Genomic DNA, 17218 nt, shown 5'->3' on the forward strand with positions numbered 1-17218 from the left:
TAGTCGTTTTCATTTTAATTCGTCCCTATAAGGAAAACCAGCTCAGCCAAGTGGTCACCCAAGAAACAATCAAAACAAAGGCATGACCAGACAGAACAGGTCACAAACTTTGAAAATCGTAAAAAGCTACCTTGGGTAATCTTCAGCTATGGTCTCATGGAAAATGGACTTCACGGGTTAAATCAATTAAGCGAAAGATGGAGCTCAAATATTGAAGTTCACTGATAAAGGGACCTCGGCTCCCAACGAGGCCCCTCAATCTAGCAGTGGCTAAGACAAACGAACGTAACGAATTCGTACTTGAGTAACGTCTATCTCTTGCAGTAGAGATGAGGCATAAGATAGGTGCAATCTTTTGCCCCACCGCGAATCATAACGACTCCTAAATAAGGGAATCGACAAGAATCGCTCAGTGACTAACCTAAACTATCTTATCACCCTTATCACCACTCTAGGCAACATTGCCGCCATAGAGGGCGAATATAATGACATTACGTCCACGAACTGCCCTTCAATCTTTAAATGATGTTAAAGGTATAAATTCGAATACGCATATAGGGCAAATAAGTCATTACGGCATTTGAGATTCTCAAATCGTAATAGCATCGATAGGTAAGCTATCCAGCGATTACGAGCACTACCATTGGGATCATAGCGCTAGACACCCGATCCGCTTGAAATAAATAATGTAATTGACACCCGGACAAATAAATTACTTGAGCGCCCTCAGAAAGGCTCTAGATACAGTGAATGAACCATTGCAACGAATTAAAATTGAACGACCCGCAACGGGTGGGGGTGTTGGACGGTTATCCGACGGAAAAGTCATCTTTGTCAAACATTGTCTTCCAGGTGAAGTTGTAGACGTCTCAATTACGACCACCAATGCCAAGATGGCTCGCGGCGACGCCATTGAGATTATCGAACCATCACCCGATCGAGTCGAGCCCCAATGCCAATACGCTCGTCCCGGAATGTGCGGAGGATGCGACCTTCAGCATGCAAATAAGGCATCTCAAGTCAAATGGAAGTTAGATATCGCAAAAGCGCATCTCGAACGCTTGGCAGGAACTGACCACGAGATCAAAATCATTGCCAATGATATCGATGATCTAGGCTCGCGTACTCGACTGAGATGTGGCGTAGACGACGAAGGACGCCTTGGGCTTAGAACTTCTAGATCTAGAGAACTGATAGCGATAGATCATTGCCCCCTTGCTAGCGACCGATTGATTCCGGCCTTTAGCACCTCTTGGAAAGGAGCCGAAGAAGTAGAACTCCGAGCCATAGGAGAAGGAGAACCCTTTGGAGTAGTAAGGTACCATTCCAAGCGAGGAACCAGTATCGACCTGGCACGCCTCGATGGGAGTCCCCTCAACTCCAAGTACACCTCCTTTGCAAATGTGGATGGATACCAATATCGCATAAGTCCTCTTTCGTTTTGGCAATCACACGTCGGGGCACCTAGCCTGCTAGTCAAAGAAGTCATGCAGACCGCAGAACTCAAAAGAGGAGATCACGCTATCGACCTCTTCGGTGGTGTTGGACTGTTCTCACTTCCCTTGGCCAAGGCGGTAGGTGCAAGTGGAAGAGTGACATGCGTAGAATCATCAAGTCACGCTGCCCAAGATGCCCGTTATAATTCGACTGACATAAGTCAGATCGAGGTCCAAGAGGCCACTGTCACCAAACGAACGATTTCAAATCTACTGATGGAAAATAGTGTTGTCGTCTTAGATCCACCGAGATCAGGCATCAATGGCGCCGCTTTGGCAGAGCTCACCACCTCTAGGGCGAGACAGATCATCTACGTAAGTTGCGACGCGGCCACCCTCTCTCGCGACTTGGCGACCCTAAAAACTCAGTACGAGATAAAAGAGATAAAAGCTTTTGATCTCTTTCCAATGACAGAGCACCTAGAGTTCATGGTTAACCTCGAAATAATGAGGTAACTCTATAACCTGGCAATTCTAGGGGCGGTGGAGATTCAAAATGGGTCAGTCGATTCCTATTGGAATCGCTATCTAAATAGACCGACCTTTATTATCTCCTTTGAATAGGAGTGTTCGATTTAGGATCCCAACCGATTTGGGATCTCAACCGATTTGGGATCTCAACTTGGTGAAATCCCAAAAAGCTACAGATCGTCCAAAAGCTAAAAAACGCAACGGGACGATCTGCAGTTCAAAAAGGATATCAAACCGTCTCAAAAGCGCGACCAAATCGGATCAACTCCTGGCCTTGGAGACCATTTCGCGACATAGCACCTCTGTTAACTGAAAATCCACAACTTAGGACCAAAAGCCCACAAAGATAATGATCTGCTTTGGGAGAGCTACACAAGAGGCGTTAATGTGGTGGGGTTCCACCGCTCATTCCAGGGACTAAAGGCCGGCCAACCTAGCAACTCACCAGGGGCAGCTGTCTAAATTACCGCATTCAACGCACGAATCTAACCTTTTGACAAAGGGGCGATGCAACCACACAAGGGCGTAGTCCCCCTGACATAGAAAACTCCGCTAGTTCCTTGTGCAATCGCTGTGTCCAAAGATCACCCTATATAGATGGGAGATCATTCAAAAGCTATCTAACCAAAAACCCCTTGACAGTAGTGAAAATGCCACCTTGACATTTAGTCATCACTCCTAAAACCCCATAAGTCGCATCAGAACGCATAGATATTCCAAGAAGGTGCAAACGAGTGTCTGTGATGTCACAGATCATTAGGCGAAAATAAAATCTTTGTCGAAATATTCAAGTATTGATAGATCTGCTAAGGATAGTTGCAATCATAAATATATAATAGAGATATGATTACTTAAGAAGGCGTAAATGGAAATTACATTTGCAAATTTAATCAAACTCAAGTGTCGATTGCATATTTTGTCGATTAAAAAAATGCAGCAAAATCGTAATGGACAAGTTAAGTCAAATCCAATGGACGTAAGGCAATTTCGCCAATCAATTGTTACGCCGAGTGGTGATATAACCCTCCTGCGTCGTCCAGTAATCGTCACGACAATCTCATTAATTGCAGTAATTATCGATACAATTCCACTTCACCACTGGTTGCTAAAGCTAAAGGCTGACCATAATCTCCTACTTCCATACACCATTATCAGCGATTCCATCAAGATATTGACCTTCGCAGGATTGCTTAATTGGGGAAGATATGGCGCAATTATTCTATTGTTTGCTTTGTCTATTCTGACAATAGCAACTAACGGTATCGCTAGGGCAAATATTTATCTTACGATTGCAATTTGCATAGTAGTCGCGATTGGTCTTATCTTATCGATGCCACTTTTGATAAGTTCTGCGATTCTGACATTCACAGCTCTCGCAATAATGGGAATGTTTGTAATCCTGATTGCAAGCACCATTGCTTTTATCATATTGATGATTCGCAAAAGTTGAATGGAAAATTCAAATGGAGATACTCGAAAGTAAAATAATTACAATCTTGGGATTATCAAATCAAGAAACATTAGATCCAAAAGAACCACGGACGGAGTTAGAAGACAAGACCAAAGAACAAGGTGGCGATCTTCTAACACCTCTGGGTCCTGCACAAATTCATCACACTCCTGTTGGCATTTCAACCCATGGTGAAACCGATTGGGTCATATTTGACGTCGAAAGGCATCCACAAATCAAAGCGGGTAATTTTTCAGCGCCATCATCGCCACTAAGAGAACTGCGTCGAATTGATCGAACCGGCGTTCATTTCGACCGATTATTCATAGCGCACGAGCTTCCGATCGGCTCAGTAGCTCAGATAAAATCAAATCATGGCATCAACTGGGAAAAGATTATTGGCCCACCTGCCGTAGATGAGCGAATTAGGCCGATTACTCGTACCTTCGCAAAGGCATTTGCTCTCCGAGACAAAGGTACCCATAGTCATTCTCATTCGCTTAGATACGACGGAGAGACCAACGTCAAGCCTCTGAAAAATCTAGTCTTTGGATGTGTTTCAGAGTCAGGTAGATCTAGCGCCGGCGAGCTCGGATATTGGTTTCTTTTGACCAGTTGGAGCTAGCTAAAGACGAACATCACCAATAACCATTACATCTAAAATGGTTATTGGTGATTGGTGATTGGCGATTGATGATCCAATAACGATAGGCCATACCCATCCAAAAAGTGTCGCTCCCGCTCTGAAACAGCAATTCAGCGGGTAGTCTCCCTACCTTGAATCTACAAGGTTGGCACTTCCATCAAAGCTATGGGTTGGTTTTATTGATGCGCCACTACCCCGAATCTGCGTATTAGGAGCCTATGTTGGGGGTCCCTATGCACCCTCGTACTCAAAGCCAAGCTCGGGCGCGGTGACAAGTGGCTTATAGGCAATACCTTGGTCATTACACATTCGCGCTACAGTACCTCCGCGATCCACTATTGCTGTCACAAAGGTAACGTCGCCATCACAACGTCTCACTTGCTCAATCGCCTCAAAGATAGAAGTTCCCCTCGTAACCGTATCTTCTGCGATTGCCAGATGATTCCCACTATTTAAAACTCCTGCGATCCTTCCCTTGCCGCCATGGTCCTTCTCCTCTTTTCTTACCGAAAACGAACCAAGCATCCGACCCATCGCACAGCCAATAGCGGCTGTCGCATACGAAACTGGGTCAGCTCCCATGGTCAAACCGCCAATGCCATCGATATCGGGAGGAAGAATCTTCATAATCGAGACGGCAACCAGTAGGATCCCCTGGGGATGACATGCTGTAGCTTTAGAGTCGATGAACCACTTGCTCTTTCGGCCAGACTTTAGGATGAAATCACCCTTACGGATCGAAAACTCCTCAAGATGGGTCATCAAAAGATCCTTGCGAACGCTATCTGTTAGGTTCAAGGCCTCTTGTAAGTTCTCAGGATACATTGCAGATAGTTGCTGATACCTTGTCACCTTAGTTCCACGCCTTTCGCAGCCGATTCGATAGAGCCAATTTCATAAGCCCTATGTCCCAATAATTCAATTGTGGCAATAGCTTCTTTTCGTTGATCGTGATCGATGACCAACACCATGCCTACGCCCATATTAAAGACCCGAAACATCTCATCGTCATCGATTGCACCCGAACGTTGAATAAGCGAGAAGATAGGTGGTATCTCCCAAGAGTCGCGTTTGACAATGGCACGTTCACCGTCTTTGAGCACTCGAGAAAGATTTCCCTCGATTCCTCCCCCAGTAATATGTGCACCAGCGTGAATATCAATGGTCTTGGAGAGCTCTTGAAGGATCGGACTATACAGAACGCTAGGTTCCATGAGGATCTGACCAAGCGTGCGTCCATCGTCAAATGGTTTGGCATCCACAAGAGTCTGAAACAGGTCTCGATTGCCCCCATGGTCTATGTCGCCAGCGTTCCCCAAGAGCGCACGACGCGCCAGCGAAAATCCATTGGAACGAAGATTAGGGGATTCAATGGCAACTAAGGAGTCGCCCGCTCTCACGAGATGGCTCCCTAAGATCTTAGATTTCTCTACCACTCCAACCACGAAGCCCCCAAGGTCGAAATGACCATCCGTCATTGAACCGGGGTGCTCCGCCATCTCGCCACCGATCAGTGCAGCGCCCACCGCCTTTGCCCCTTCGGCGATTCCACCTACAATCTCTAGGGCCAGATTGGAGTCCAACTTGCCAACAGAAAGATAGTCAAGCAAAAATAGTGGCCGCGCCCCCAGTACCGCTATATCATCGACACACATCGCAACTAGGTCGATGCCTATCGTCTTATAGGAGCCAAGAGCCCCGGCGAGATACGCCTTAGTGCCGACACCGTCGGTAGAGGAGACCAACACCGGTTCCGCCATGTCTAGGACGCTCAAATCAAAGAGGCCACCAAAGCCGCCGATCTTGCTCATGACGCCATCTATCGAGGTCGCCTCCACAATCTTTTTAATAGACCGAACGGCCGCTTCGCCTTCATTTATGTCGACGCCAGCACTGGCGTAACTCAACTTCTCGCTCATCAATAAAAGTACCTTTTCTATGCTCACAATATTTGAAAGTGTCATGTCGATTTGTGCACATTGGCCCTTGGGATGGTCAATAGTTCAAATAGATCGCAAGGATTCGACTTCCTCGTGAAATTTCATTAGAAACCATCGATTAGAAGTGATCTCTCTCACCTGGATAAACAGGACTCACCTCGATAAAAAGGGCTAGCCAAGATCCATCGGTCATTGCTTGACCGAGTAAGTAAGTCTCAGAGTTGCCTTCAGCCAATCTTCTTTGGACGTCGAGCGTTCAACATTGCTTCAGGAACATCGATTGGATACGAACCTGTAAGACATGCATCACAAAAACCATCTTCAGGCGAGCCAATAGCGGCCTTGAGATCCTCGAGATCCAAATATGCAATTGAATCCACCTCTAAAAATGCCTTAATCTCATCAATATTTTTAAAGGAGGCCAAGAGGTCGGGTCTAGATGGGGTGTCAATACCATAAAAACAAGACCATCGATATGGAGGCGAAGAGATTCGCAAGTGGACTTCAGTTGCTCCTGACTCCTTCAAAAGCTTTACCATCGCCTTTGTCGTTGTTCCACGAACTATTGAGTCATCTACAACCACAAGTCGTTTACCTGAAATGTTATCACGCAAAACGTTAAGTTTTCGCCTAACTCCATCGATTCTCGATGCTGGATCGGGAGAGATGAAGGTTCTACCGATATATCTATTCTTTACTAAACCTTGCCCATAGGGAATGTGGCTAGCCGAGGAGTAGCCGACCGCTGCTGGAACTCCCGAATCAGGCACGCCCATAACCAGATCTGCATCCACCGGTAGCGCCTTGGCCAAAAGCTCGCCCATGCGCCTTCGAGTCGAGTAGACCTCTTGCCCCAACAACCGAGCATCTGGTCGAGCAAAATATACAAATTCGAAGATACACAACTTGGGATCAATGGACTCGGGAGGAAAGGGGCGAAATGAACGGACACCGAGTTCGTCGACGATGACCATCTCACCTGGTTCCACCTCTCGAATAAAGGTGGCGCCAACTACATCTAGCGCTGGAGTCTCGGAAGCAATAACATATCCCGCCTCCAAGCGACCTAGACAAAGGGGCCTAAAGCCATTTGGATCACGAACCCCAATCAATCGATCATGGTCCATAATCACCAGTGAAAAAGCACCTTTGAGCTTTGGTAGCACATGCTCGAGAGCACTTAGCACCGCCTCGGGATGACTCTTGATCGACTCAGTCACGGATCCAGGTTTACCACCTAGGTTTGAGGCTATCTCGGTGGCCAAAAAGTGAGCGATAAGGTCCGAATCACTTCCGAGTTCCATCGAATCAAATCCAAGCTCTTTGCTAAGGGCTTGAGTATTAGTAAGGTTGCCATTGTGGCCAAGTGCTATTCCTGAGTCACCCACGGCCCTAAAGACCGGCTGAGCGTTCCCCCATGTTGAGGAACCGGTAGTTGAATATCGAGTATGGCCTATGGCCAGATTACCCGGCAAAGACAAAAGTGTACGATCATCAAAGACATTTGAGACCAACCCCATGTTCTTGACAACCGTAATGGAAGTTCCATCTGAAACAGCCATGCCCGCGGACTCTTGCCCTCTATGTTGCAAGGCGTAAAGACCATCGTAAGTAGCGTGCGAAACCGATCGAGTCATTGGTTCAACACGTATTCCAAAGACCCCGCAGGCCTCTTCTGGCGAATCACCTCGCTTTAGTTGATCGAAACGATCTTCGACCATTTCATCGCCAACTCCAACGCTATAATTGGCGTCCATCTTAGGCTCCCAGATAAAATGCCACAAAAAATGTGACCACTAGTTAAATCGACTCTACAACTTGCACAGGTCAGCCCTTGCCAAAACTCCCACTTGGCTCCCACCATTGAGTGATTTGAAAGAATTTCTTCATTTGCGACGATGCCATCGCCGGCACACACCTAAAATTTACTAACTTGAAACAAATTGCGCGCGAACTTTTCACCTTAAGAATAACTGCCCGAGGCGGCCTCTAATGATAGACCTTCACACACATTCACGAGTTTCAGACGGATCCGCAAGCCCGACTGAGGTAGTTGAGCTTGCGGCAGCGGCTGGATTGAGGGCAATAGCGCTCACTGATCACGACCGCTTTGACGGATTGACCCAAGCTAAGGCGAGAGCAATAGAGCTTGGTATTGAATTCATTTCAGGCGTAGAAGTCTCTTGCCACTACAACGAAGGGACGATGCATATGCTCGTCTATTTCGTTGATGCGCACTCCTCGCCAATCGCAGAAACCCTGATTGAGATGCAGATGGCGCGCGAAGACCGAAACCTCAAGATTCTAGAACTAATGAACAAGGACGGAATCAATATAACCTTTGAGGAACTCTCGGCAGAGGGCGGAGGCGTCGGCATAGGAAAGCCACACTTCGCAGCACTCTTAGTCAAAAAGGGCGTTGTATCGACTCTCCAGGAGGCATTCGATCACTATCTTGCCAAAGGCAACAAATACTACGTTGAAAAGATTACTCTATCGCCCAAAGATATGATCGCCCTTTCCCTGCGATCCGGAGGAATGCCTGTCTTAGCTCACCCATTCACCGTAGAAGAAGATCGGGACCGACTAGCTGACATTATCCAAGGATGGGTCTCTGATGGCCTTGCAGGTATCGAAGCACACTATGGCCGCTACAACCAAGAACAGCGAGAATTCCTAGTTGGTCTCGCCGAAAAATTGGATATCGTAGCCACTGGTGGCAGTGACTTTCATGGAACTTACAAACCAGACCTTTCAGTAGGGGTAGGAAAAGGAGATCTAAGAGTTCCATATAGGGCACTAGAGCAGCTTCGCCTGAGATCCGAAAATCACCTTTCCAAAGTCTACTGATCATCAAATGCTAAAAAAGATCAATTGAGGGCTAACCAATTAGCTATCACTTGGTAATGACAATCTCACCTAAAAAATTTATGGGTCGCTCCCTGTTGGGGACCATCGATGAAGCGACCCGAAAGTGTTCATGGTGCAACTCTTTTGTATTTAGTTTGTATTTAGGCTTCCGAAGTCACGTCGTAAGGAACCACACGAGTGACAACTCGGCCACCAAAAAATCATCCCATAATTATCATCCCATAATTATCATCCCATAATTTAAGATCCAAAGGTCAGATCCCTAGATTGTGGCCAATTGGGCGATGAAACTTCAATGTGGCAACCCCAAGAACTCTCAGCCTCAATTGAACAATGTACCAATTAAAAAATGTACGAACAATGCACAAAAACTGCGCAGGGTGCCTAAGGCGAAAAATCAATGACGGTTTCGATTTCACTTTGAACCTAGATAACCACCGCACCCATTACTTGGAATCGCCTCGGCGCCTTTTACAGCGAGCCAAGAGATCGAGATCCAATGGAATAGTCATACGTCCGTGGGGGTTATAATGCGAATAGTTCGCAAGAAATTTTAGTCACAAATTTTTTTGGAGTTTGATCATTGCCTCAAGACAAAACAAGAGCACCCGCGAGCTCAATCAGCCCCAAAAACCAAGACGCCCCCATTTCCCAAGGTCTAAACCAGTCACTCCACATGCGCGATCTAATCGCACTATCAGTATCGAGCGTTGGGCCACTCTTTTCAATTGCAGCAACTGGAGGCGTCATGGCTGCAAACGCTGGCCTTTGGACGTTGCCATCGGTCGCATTGATAGCCATACCTTTCATAGTTGCAGCCTTTGTCTTTAGACTTCTAAATCGTCATTTTCCCCATGCTGGTGCCTCTTACCATTGGTCCGCTCGAGTCTTAGGGATAAGAGCCTCTAGGTACCAAGCGTGGATCTTGATAATCGCCTACTTTACCTCTATACCTCCGATCATCATTCCAGCAGCGACTTATACCTTAAATCTTCTCTTTCCGAGCTACAGTCCATCACCGCTCGCCGAACTTGGAATGTCCTTATTCTGGTCTTCATTTGCCCTCGTTCCGCTCCTGCGAGGCGCTAGACCTACCGCCAAACTAACCCAGGTATTTCTGGCTATTGAGCTAATTTCAGTCGCGGTAATCGCCACTATTGCCATTGCAAGGTGGCACTCCATCTCGGTTCCTATTCACTTTGGATCGCCTCCAATCGGCGGAATGATAGTTACAGCAGTAATAGCAGCTACGATTCTTGACGGCTGGGAGATTGACAGCTACGCCTCTGAAGAATCCGTCGCACCCAAGGCAGACCCTGGAAAAGGCGGCATCATCGGAGCGATAATGGCTCTTGGATTCTATGCCCTGATCTATCCGCTTATGTTTGGAGAGACACCGCTTCACCTCCTAGCCGGAGCCACCAATCCCATGGCGGTTTGGGGTCACAGATTGGTTCCTGGAGCGCCATGGCTAATTCTCTTACCCGTTCTCGCCTCTACTGCCGGTGGCCTTTGGTTGACTTCGTTTATATTGATTCGAGCTCTCTATGCAATGGGGCGAGAAGGGCTAGTGCCACCATCGTTTTCGACCCTAAACAAAAATCAAGCTCCAAGCGTTGCGACAATAGTTGTCGTGGGCGCATCTTTCGCAATCACCGCGCTCCAAAGTCTCTTCTCTTCACTTAGCTCATTCTTTGGCCTAGTCCTATCGGCGGCTGGCTTCTTTTTGGTCGCAGAGTTCTTCTTAGACTCCCTAACTGCGAGTGTATTCCTGGGTCGAATTCACAGAAGTGAATCGCTGGAGGAAAACCAACCCCACCGCCATCGGCTACTATTACTTTTATCGTGCCTTGCCTGTCTAAGTTTCTTCGCCTTCATGGTGGGATTCGTAATATATGGGCCAAGTGCAATCGGCTCTTCAATCGACTATGTGATCTTTGCTCTTCTAGGGGGTGGCTTCGTCTTTTCCTTCTTTGCCAAACGGCACAAAAACATCGTCATCTTCCACGGAGATTCAGAGCCAGATAAAAGTGGCGACCAATCACGAAAGTACCCAGACAAAGAAGAGGAAGTCTCAGTCTCCTTACACTCTCTTGGAGATATTGAATAATTGAGTGTCACCTTTTGAATTCGAAGAAGAGCCCTATTAGCGGATCGAATTCCCGGGCTCCCAAAAGACCGATAGCCCCTCTAAATCGCTCCTCATCGACCGATCCAGATCACAACATAGCTAGATCCACATAGCTAGATCCACATAGCTAGATCCACATAGCTAGATCCACATAGCTAGATCCACATAGCTAGATCGCACCTTATAAGATGGCACCAGCCGCTGACATCGCTATAGAAGATCTCCTTTGCGATCAAATATTTGATCCAATATTTGATCAAAAAAGCAACCCAAATCGTCGATAGCCTATTTTATAGCGGCTATCGACTCTTAGTTAAAAGATCCTGCTATGGCCATAAAACAAAGAGACCACTAGCTACGAAAAATAGGTGTCTGGTGCCTTGGATAACCCAGTGGTTATCCAAAGTCCTCGCCTAATTCAATTAGGTCTTAGACCTGAGGTAGTCAGCGTCATTAAAGCCTGAGCCCCAAAGTCAAGGGTTGCCGTGGAATTGGTGCTTCCAATTACTACTGCCGGAATTGACCCTTCGTCAAAAAAATCGATGACACTAGTAGGATTCGAAGTGACTACCACAATTCGAGATGGCGCTTCGCTAAATAGTTGGCCTGGGGTGAGCTTGTAGTCACGATCGTCGCTACCAAGGCTAAATCCATACCCACTAGCGCGAGCCATCTCAAAAAGGGCCAAAGCCAAGCCACCATCAGAGATATCGTTCATAGCGCTTATGCCATATGTAGATGAGTCATTGGCCAAACATAGAACTGCTTCTATCAAGGATCGGTGGCGATCGTAATCCACCTCGACGAGGTTGCCGCCCTTGAGGGAGCGGCTCGACCATGCCAGCTTGGAGCCTGCCAACTTCGATGATATATCTCCAACCAAGACGATCGAGCGATCTACGCCATAGGAAGTGGTAGGTGGAATTCCACTAATTTTTTCCACCAAGCCAAGGGTTGTCAATACTGGAGTTGGCTCAATGTTTCGCCCCGAGGCCTCGTTGTATAGGCTGACGTTGCCGCCCACCACTGGAATACCAAGTTCTAAACTTGCTCTGGCTATTCCATCAATCGACTCCGAGAGTTGCCACATAACGCTGGGATGAGTCGGATTCCCAAAATTCAAGCAATCAACCATGGCTACGGGCTTAGCACCAACCAATGCTACATTTAGCGCTGACTCGGCAACTACTAGCTCTGATCCAACTCTTGGATTCAATTCACACCAACGTGAGTTACCATCACACGAGAGCCCTATGGCTTTATTAGAAACCCCTATTTCAGGACTTGCCAGCTGAAGCAAAGTGGCGTTGGAACCCGGTCCAACTATCGTATTGAGGAAGAGCTGATGATCATATTGGCGATAAACCGCCGATGGATCTCCTATCATCTTGGTTAATTCCGCAATCACGTCTATCTCACCAATTAAAGAGTCGACGTCCATTTGGCTATTCTCATCAAAGTTATCCGGCTTGGCTAGAGGGCGATGATAGAGTGGGGCTTCATCAGCTAGTGACGCAGCTGGCACGTTGGCTAATACCTCTTGACCATCTAATATTCGCAACATACCCACACTTGAGCCATCCTCGTGGACTACGGCCGGGGTGACGGTACCGATGACGGCCGCCAATATCTCCCATTTCTCAGCAATCGCCAACACCTCAGCGACGTTGGCATCCTCCACAATGGCCAACATTCGCTCTTGAGACTCTGAGGTCATAACTTCAAATGGTTCCATATTTGGCTCACGCCGTGGAATGGCACCAATTTGAACGTCCATTCCCAATCCAGCCTTGGCCGCAGTCTCAGAAGTTGCACACGACAACCCCGCCCCGCCTAGATCTTGGATTCCCACAACCAGCCTCTTGTCCAAAAGCTCAAGACAAGCTTCTATCAGACGCTTCTCTTCGTAGGGATCTCCTACTTGGACGCTTGGACGCTTGGACGAATCCACCTCTTGACCAAAACCCGCTGAAGCGAGAACCGATACACCACCAATTCCATCCCTACCAGTGGTAGCACCTAGCAAAATGGCACGATTTCCAATTCCATCAGCTCGTGCAAGCACCAGCTTGTCGCGCATCAATACACCAACCGCTGCGACGTTTACCAGAGGGTTAGCGTTATAAGTCTCATCAAAGACGATCTCGCCGCCAACAGTTGGAACACCGACGGCATTTCCATATCCCGAAATGCCTGCAACGACTCCATTGTATATGTACCTATTTCTTGGATCACTTTGATCGCCGATTCGCAGTCCATCTAAAAGTGCTATCGGTCGCGCACCCATCGTGAAGATATCGCGCAAAATTCCGCCAACGCCCGTAGCAGCGCCTTGATATGGCTCTATAGCAGATGGATGGTTGTGTGACTCCATTCGAATCGCAACAGCGATCCCATCACCAGCGTCGATCACACCAGCATTCTCTCCGGGACCCAAAATCACCAAATCACCCTTGGAAGGTAGGCGACGCAGATGAACTCTCGAAGACTTATACGAACAGTGTTCTGACCACATAACAGAGTACATCGCAAGTTCAAGATAGTTTGGCTCTCGCTTCAAAATCTCTATAATCATGGAGAGTTCTTCGTCTGTTAGACCGAGCGCGGCGTGTATTGGTTGATCCATGTCATAAAGACTAAAAGACCCCGGCGCTCGCCAATGCGACATTGAAAAAACTAAAGTCTTGCCACCGCCAACTTCTCGGGAAGAAGACTTTATTTACAGGATAACCTTCACCATGGATATCCACCGTTTTAGTAAAAAACTATCAGTATCACGGCTGTCTTTGTCAAGAGTCATGATCCCTCAAATGAATTCATCAAATTAGAACGCATGCTCCAATCTGCATGATCTCGCATCTACTTTAGTAAATGCAAAGGGAAGTTATCATCAACCATCTCACATCATTCGTGCCAATTTAGATCCGCTTGAGGAAACAACCGAAGCAACAACAATGAATATCAACGCAAAGCTTCATTAAATTCAACAAAAAATTCAATCAAATCCTTTGACTCGCCAAGCCTCTAAGTTAGAATGCATAAAAACTAACCAAATCACACAGCTAAGCACGTTCGACCCTCCAAAACCAAAGAACAATCCAAAGAAGTAGACAAAATCTAAGAGAGACCACCGGTTGGCGCGAAAAGCACTTCCAATGCTAACGTAACCTCAAAATAGAATCCAATAATTCAGCTAGAGCTTGCAAAACTACAAACCTTTTATTCTATTAAAATCTTTGGCCGTTCGATAGATCCATCCATAGGATTTCCCAGATTCCAAAATCACTTATTTCGCCATAGGTCAACCCTAAACTTAGCATTATCCAAGAAGAGGTCTCAAATGAAACACCGATGCCGTCGTCATAGCTCTATTTGAAAGATACCCAACACCTCAAAACTAACTAAGGAATACATCGACCATTATCAATTCCCAAATGGTTGCACTAGGCGTTAGCAGATCAGCAATCTTGGTGTCAGGGCGTCCTTTAGCTCGAAAAATCTCAACGAGAATTTTCATTTCCATCAAAGGCTACTCAATCGAACCAAAGATCATATAACCACAGTGGTACCTTTTAAATTCCCGAATCACCTAGGGATCCACCTGCCTCATCCAGGTTGTCGAATCGGTCATAGCCTGCCATAACTCAATGAGCACAAGCGATGCTGGCCTGTTATAGAAGGATGATCCTTATCTGGATCATCACCAGGAAAGCCCTAAGTACTAAATGAATACCTGTGAATCGCCATGCCATCATAGGTATTACAACATCAGCCACAACTGGTTAATTTGAAATAAAACCCTAGATATCGAAGAAAATCACAAAGACCAGCAACAGATAAGTTGCCCTAGGGCTAACCTTGGCGTGGATCGGCTTTTTATGACTTGGATCTAATTAGCCAGTCGACTCCATGGTATCTAACAAATAGACGATGGTTTATGAATCTCTTCAGGCAATTCACAGCAATCACTTAGCTTTTTATGGACTGCTCAGATCAAATAACGAGGAACATGGCCGCGCCCTCTCCCAAAGATAGAACCCTATTAGCAAAAAAAGAAATTATAAGCCTCAATATAGTATGGATAAGGGTCCCCTTATAAAATGCTATCCAGAAATGTCAAATAAATTAAGTCAATTTCCAGCTAAAACAACCAAGTATCGCTTGAGTTCTTGCAATGATTTGCCAATAATCGCTTAAATAATTATCGTCCTGTGATATTACGGATATAATTAATTACATGGCAGCACACGATGTAGAAGTTGAGATTGACGGGGCCAAGGATGCTTCGGCACGCGCTCAATCCAAAATTATTAGAGATTATTTGGAAGCACTAGAGAGAAATCGTCCTCGGAGAGGAAGAAAAAGGACTCGAGATACGGTAGAAAAGCAACTCGCCTTAGTTGAAGAGCAGTTAAATGATGCCGATCCTTTGGATCGCCTTCACCTGATTCAAAAGCGAATAGACCTCGAAGCCGAGCTAGTAAATCTTAAAAATAAAGTAGATATTGGAGAGCTTGAGGAACGTTTCGTTGCCTCTGCTCGAGAATACTCTGATAGAAAAGGAATCTCCTATGATGCATGGCATGCACTTGGAATTCCAAACGAAACTCTAGAAAAAGCTGGTATTGACGTTCCTAAGGTGACAACCCGTCGTCGTCGATCCGCTGAATAGACTTTATTTTCAAAAGAATAAATAATAAGTAAAGATAAAACCAATTCAGCCCTGACCAAAGTCAGGGCTGAATAAATTAAAAGCTCCAACTTGTCTCCCAATGCAAAGTGCTATCTCCAAGGCTAAACCTTGCGGGCAGTCCCAAAGAATGGCTGAGTTAGACATTCTCCCCGACGAAGGAGATTCGGTCTTAGTCTTCGGGGGAAAATGCAGTCACACAAATTAGAACCGCGAGTCAAAACCACAAGCAAGAGAGCTGAAATCAAGTCGCTTTACCCTTTTCACCAGGGCCGAAAGCCAATAAGTAGCGGCTCGATCGCGCCATTGCATCGACAAGCCAAATCCTGCGACTTCCAGTGGATTTACCACATTACCAATAAAAAAGGATTTGAGAACTCACGACGTTTTTGCTCCTTATCCGGAATCAAAAAGTCCAAAACAAAGCGATCGTAATCGACTTCATCGGGTCAAATTTAGGGCTCCGTGTCGCGACACGCACCTACCAACCATGTCGCTAGCAACGCCACTCAACCAACACGGATTCAATCAACGCTACATCGATCAACAAAGGTCACCTCTAATGTAAATCTTGGCGACATAAGATCCATATGGAAAGATTTGGTAAAGTTTTCCAAGCTAGATGTAGCAAAGGTAAGACCTCTTCGGCAAAACTTAGCACCGTGTTGTAGGCCCCTTTGAGCTTAGACGATCAGAGCACGCCCATGGCGTAACCATAAGAGTCTCATCTAACTCGCCAAAACAGCTACAAAGAACAGACGACTCTGGGCCATCTAGATCCAACGATAATAAATTGAAAAGATATCAATATTAGCTTTAGTCAGCTAATTTGCAACAAAGCGAGTACCTACAAGGCACCGACAACAAGCGACGCTGCAAAACTCGCTAGAACCTTCAATCCGTCGCTATTTCCTAAAAGTGCACTGCTAGCCCGTTCAGGGTGCGGCATCATCCCTACGACATTCCCACCCTTGTTGGATATCGCAGCAATGTTATCGATCGAACCGTTGGGATTATCTATATAGCGCATCACGATCTGGTCATTGTCGATGAGCAGATTAAGTGTTTGCGAATCGCAGGTGTAGTTACCTTCGAAATGGTTTATCGGAAGGGTAATTCTATCGCCTGGCGACAATTGAGAGGTGGTGATCGAACGCGTTGTAACGACCTCTAGAGCCTCAGGCTGACAGATAAAGCGTAACCCACTATTTTTTTGCAGAGCTCCCGGAAGAAGTCCCGCCTCTGTCAAGACTTGAAAGCCGTTACAAATTCCAAGAACCGGAACCCCTGAATTGGCGCAAGAGATAATCTCACTCATAATCTTAGAAAAGCGCGCAATTGCTCCTGGTCTGAGATAGTCTCCGTGGGCAAAACCACCGGGGATTATAACGCCGGAATATGAAGAAAGATCGCTATCGCCGTGCCAGACTAGCTCAGATTGAACGCCCAAGTTCGCCAGTGCGCGAGCAACATCATGCTCACAATTTGTTCCGGGAAATACGACAATTCCTACTTTAGACATT

11 protein-coding genes are annotated in these 17218 nt (G+C 46.4%); 6 read left to right on the forward strand and 5 right to left on the reverse strand.

The annotated features are described in order from the left end of the window. Positions 1 to 746: 746 nt before the first annotated feature. From ACIDITHRIX25_RS97955 to ACIDITHRIX25_RS97965, 3 genes are all read left to right on the forward strand, one after another. Entirely contained in the window at positions 747 to 1952 is a 1206-nt protein-coding gene (locus tag ACIDITHRIX25_RS97955) for a class I SAM-dependent RNA methyltransferase (RefSeq protein WP_201733454.1), read from the forward strand. Positions 1953 to 2832: 880 nt separating this feature from the next. Beyond that, positions 2833 to 3417 carry a hypothetical protein gene (locus tag ACIDITHRIX25_RS97960; protein ID WP_052604957.1) on the forward strand — a complete coding sequence of 195 codons (585 nt, stop codon included), beginning with the start codon at positions 2833 to 2835 and terminating at the stop codon, positions 3415 to 3417. 13 nt (positions 3418 to 3430) lie between these two features. Beyond that, positions 3431 to 4042, forward strand: coding sequence for a hypothetical protein (locus tag ACIDITHRIX25_RS97965; protein WP_201733455.1), 612 nt, complete (start codon positions 3431 to 3433; stop codon positions 4040 to 4042). 252 nt (positions 4043 to 4294) lie between these two features. Here the strand turns inward: ACIDITHRIX25_RS97965 and ACIDITHRIX25_RS97970 are convergent, their stop codons facing one another. From ACIDITHRIX25_RS97970 to purF, 3 genes are all read right to left on the reverse strand, one after another. Continuing rightward, a complete protein-coding gene (locus ACIDITHRIX25_RS97970; protein WP_201733456.1) occupies positions 4295 to 4915 on the reverse strand; it encodes an orotate phosphoribosyltransferase in 621 nt (206 codons plus the stop codon). Then, positions 4912 to 6027, reverse strand: a complete 1116-nt coding sequence (gene purM / locus ACIDITHRIX25_RS97975; protein ID WP_201733457.1) for a phosphoribosylformylglycinamidine cyclo-ligase — start codon at positions 6025 to 6027, stop codon at positions 4912 to 4914. The genes ACIDITHRIX25_RS97970 and purM overlap by 4 nt, the downstream gene beginning before the upstream one ends. A gap of 203 nt (positions 6028 to 6230) precedes the next feature. Beyond that, a complete protein-coding gene (gene purF, locus ACIDITHRIX25_RS97980; protein ID WP_249685752.1) occupies positions 6231 to 7760 on the reverse strand; it encodes an amidophosphoribosyltransferase in 1530 nt (509 codons plus the stop codon). A gap of 235 nt (positions 7761 to 7995) precedes the next feature. Here purF and ACIDITHRIX25_RS97985 point away from each other — a divergent pair, with 235 nt between their 5' ends. Together ACIDITHRIX25_RS97985 and ACIDITHRIX25_RS97990 are read left to right on the forward strand one after the other, a co-directional pair. Then, positions 7996 to 8853 (forward strand): PHP domain-containing protein, encoded by an 858-nt coding sequence (locus tag ACIDITHRIX25_RS97985; RefSeq protein WP_052604953.1) that lies wholly within the window; start codon positions 7996 to 7998, stop codon positions 8851 to 8853. A gap of 697 nt (positions 8854 to 9550) precedes the next feature. Further along, positions 9551 to 10984 (forward strand): APC family permease, encoded by a 1434-nt coding sequence (locus ACIDITHRIX25_RS97990; protein ID WP_201733458.1) that lies wholly within the window; start codon positions 9551 to 9553, stop codon positions 10982 to 10984. Between the two features lie 439 nt (positions 10985 to 11423). Here the strand turns inward: ACIDITHRIX25_RS97990 and purL are convergent, their stop codons facing one another. Continuing rightward, positions 11424 to 13631, reverse strand: a complete 2208-nt coding sequence (gene purL, locus ACIDITHRIX25_RS97995; RefSeq protein ID WP_249685753.1) for a phosphoribosylformylglycinamidine synthase subunit PurL — start codon at positions 13629 to 13631, stop codon at positions 11424 to 11426. Positions 13632 to 15242: 1611 nt separating this feature from the next. On the opposite strand from purL, the gene ACIDITHRIX25_RS98000 reads away from it, so the two are divergent. Beyond that, positions 15243 to 15677, forward strand: coding sequence for a hypothetical protein (locus ACIDITHRIX25_RS98000; protein ID WP_052604949.1), 435 nt, complete (start codon positions 15243 to 15245; stop codon positions 15675 to 15677). A gap of 865 nt (positions 15678 to 16542) precedes the next feature. Here the strand turns inward: ACIDITHRIX25_RS98000 and purQ are convergent. Further along, on the reverse strand, positions 16543 to 17217 hold the full coding sequence (gene purQ / locus ACIDITHRIX25_RS98005; protein WP_052604947.1) for a phosphoribosylformylglycinamidine synthase subunit PurQ: 675 nt from the start codon (positions 17215 to 17217) through the stop codon (positions 16543 to 16545). Position 17218 lies beyond the last annotated feature (1 nt).

Source organism: Acidithrix sp. C25 (assembly GCF_904848545.2).

Coding starts and splice junctions, on each gene's coding strand:
- ACIDITHRIX25_RS97960 (WP_052604957.1), top strand. CDS start 2,833: ATGGAAATTACATTTGCAAATTTAATCAAACTCAAGTGTCGATTGCAT.
- ACIDITHRIX25_RS97965 (WP_201733455.1), top strand. CDS start 3,431: ATGGAGATACTCGAAAGTAAAATAATTACAATCTTGGGATTATCAAAT.
- purM (WP_201733457.1), bottom strand. CDS start 6,027: ATGACACTTTCAAATATTGTGAGCATAGAAAAGGTACTTTTATTGATG.
- purF (WP_249685752.1), bottom strand. CDS start 7,760: ATGGACGCCAATTATAGCGTTGGAGTTGGCGATGAAATGGTCGAAGAT.
- ACIDITHRIX25_RS97985 (WP_052604953.1), top strand. CDS start 7,996: ATGATAGACCTTCACACACATTCACGAGTTTCAGACGGATCCGCAAGC.
- ACIDITHRIX25_RS97990 (WP_201733458.1), top strand. CDS start 9,551: ATGCGCGATCTAATCGCACTATCAGTATCGAGCGTTGGGCCACTCTTT.
- purL (WP_249685753.1), bottom strand. CDS start 13,631: ATGGATCAACCAATACACGCCGCGCTCGGTCTAACAGACGAAGAACTC.
- ACIDITHRIX25_RS98000 (WP_052604949.1), top strand. CDS start 15,243: ATGGCAGCACACGATGTAGAAGTTGAGATTGACGGGGCCAAGGATGCT.
- purQ (WP_052604947.1), bottom strand. CDS start 17,217: ATGTCTAAAGTAGGAATTGTCGTATTTCCCGGAACAAATTGTGAGCAT.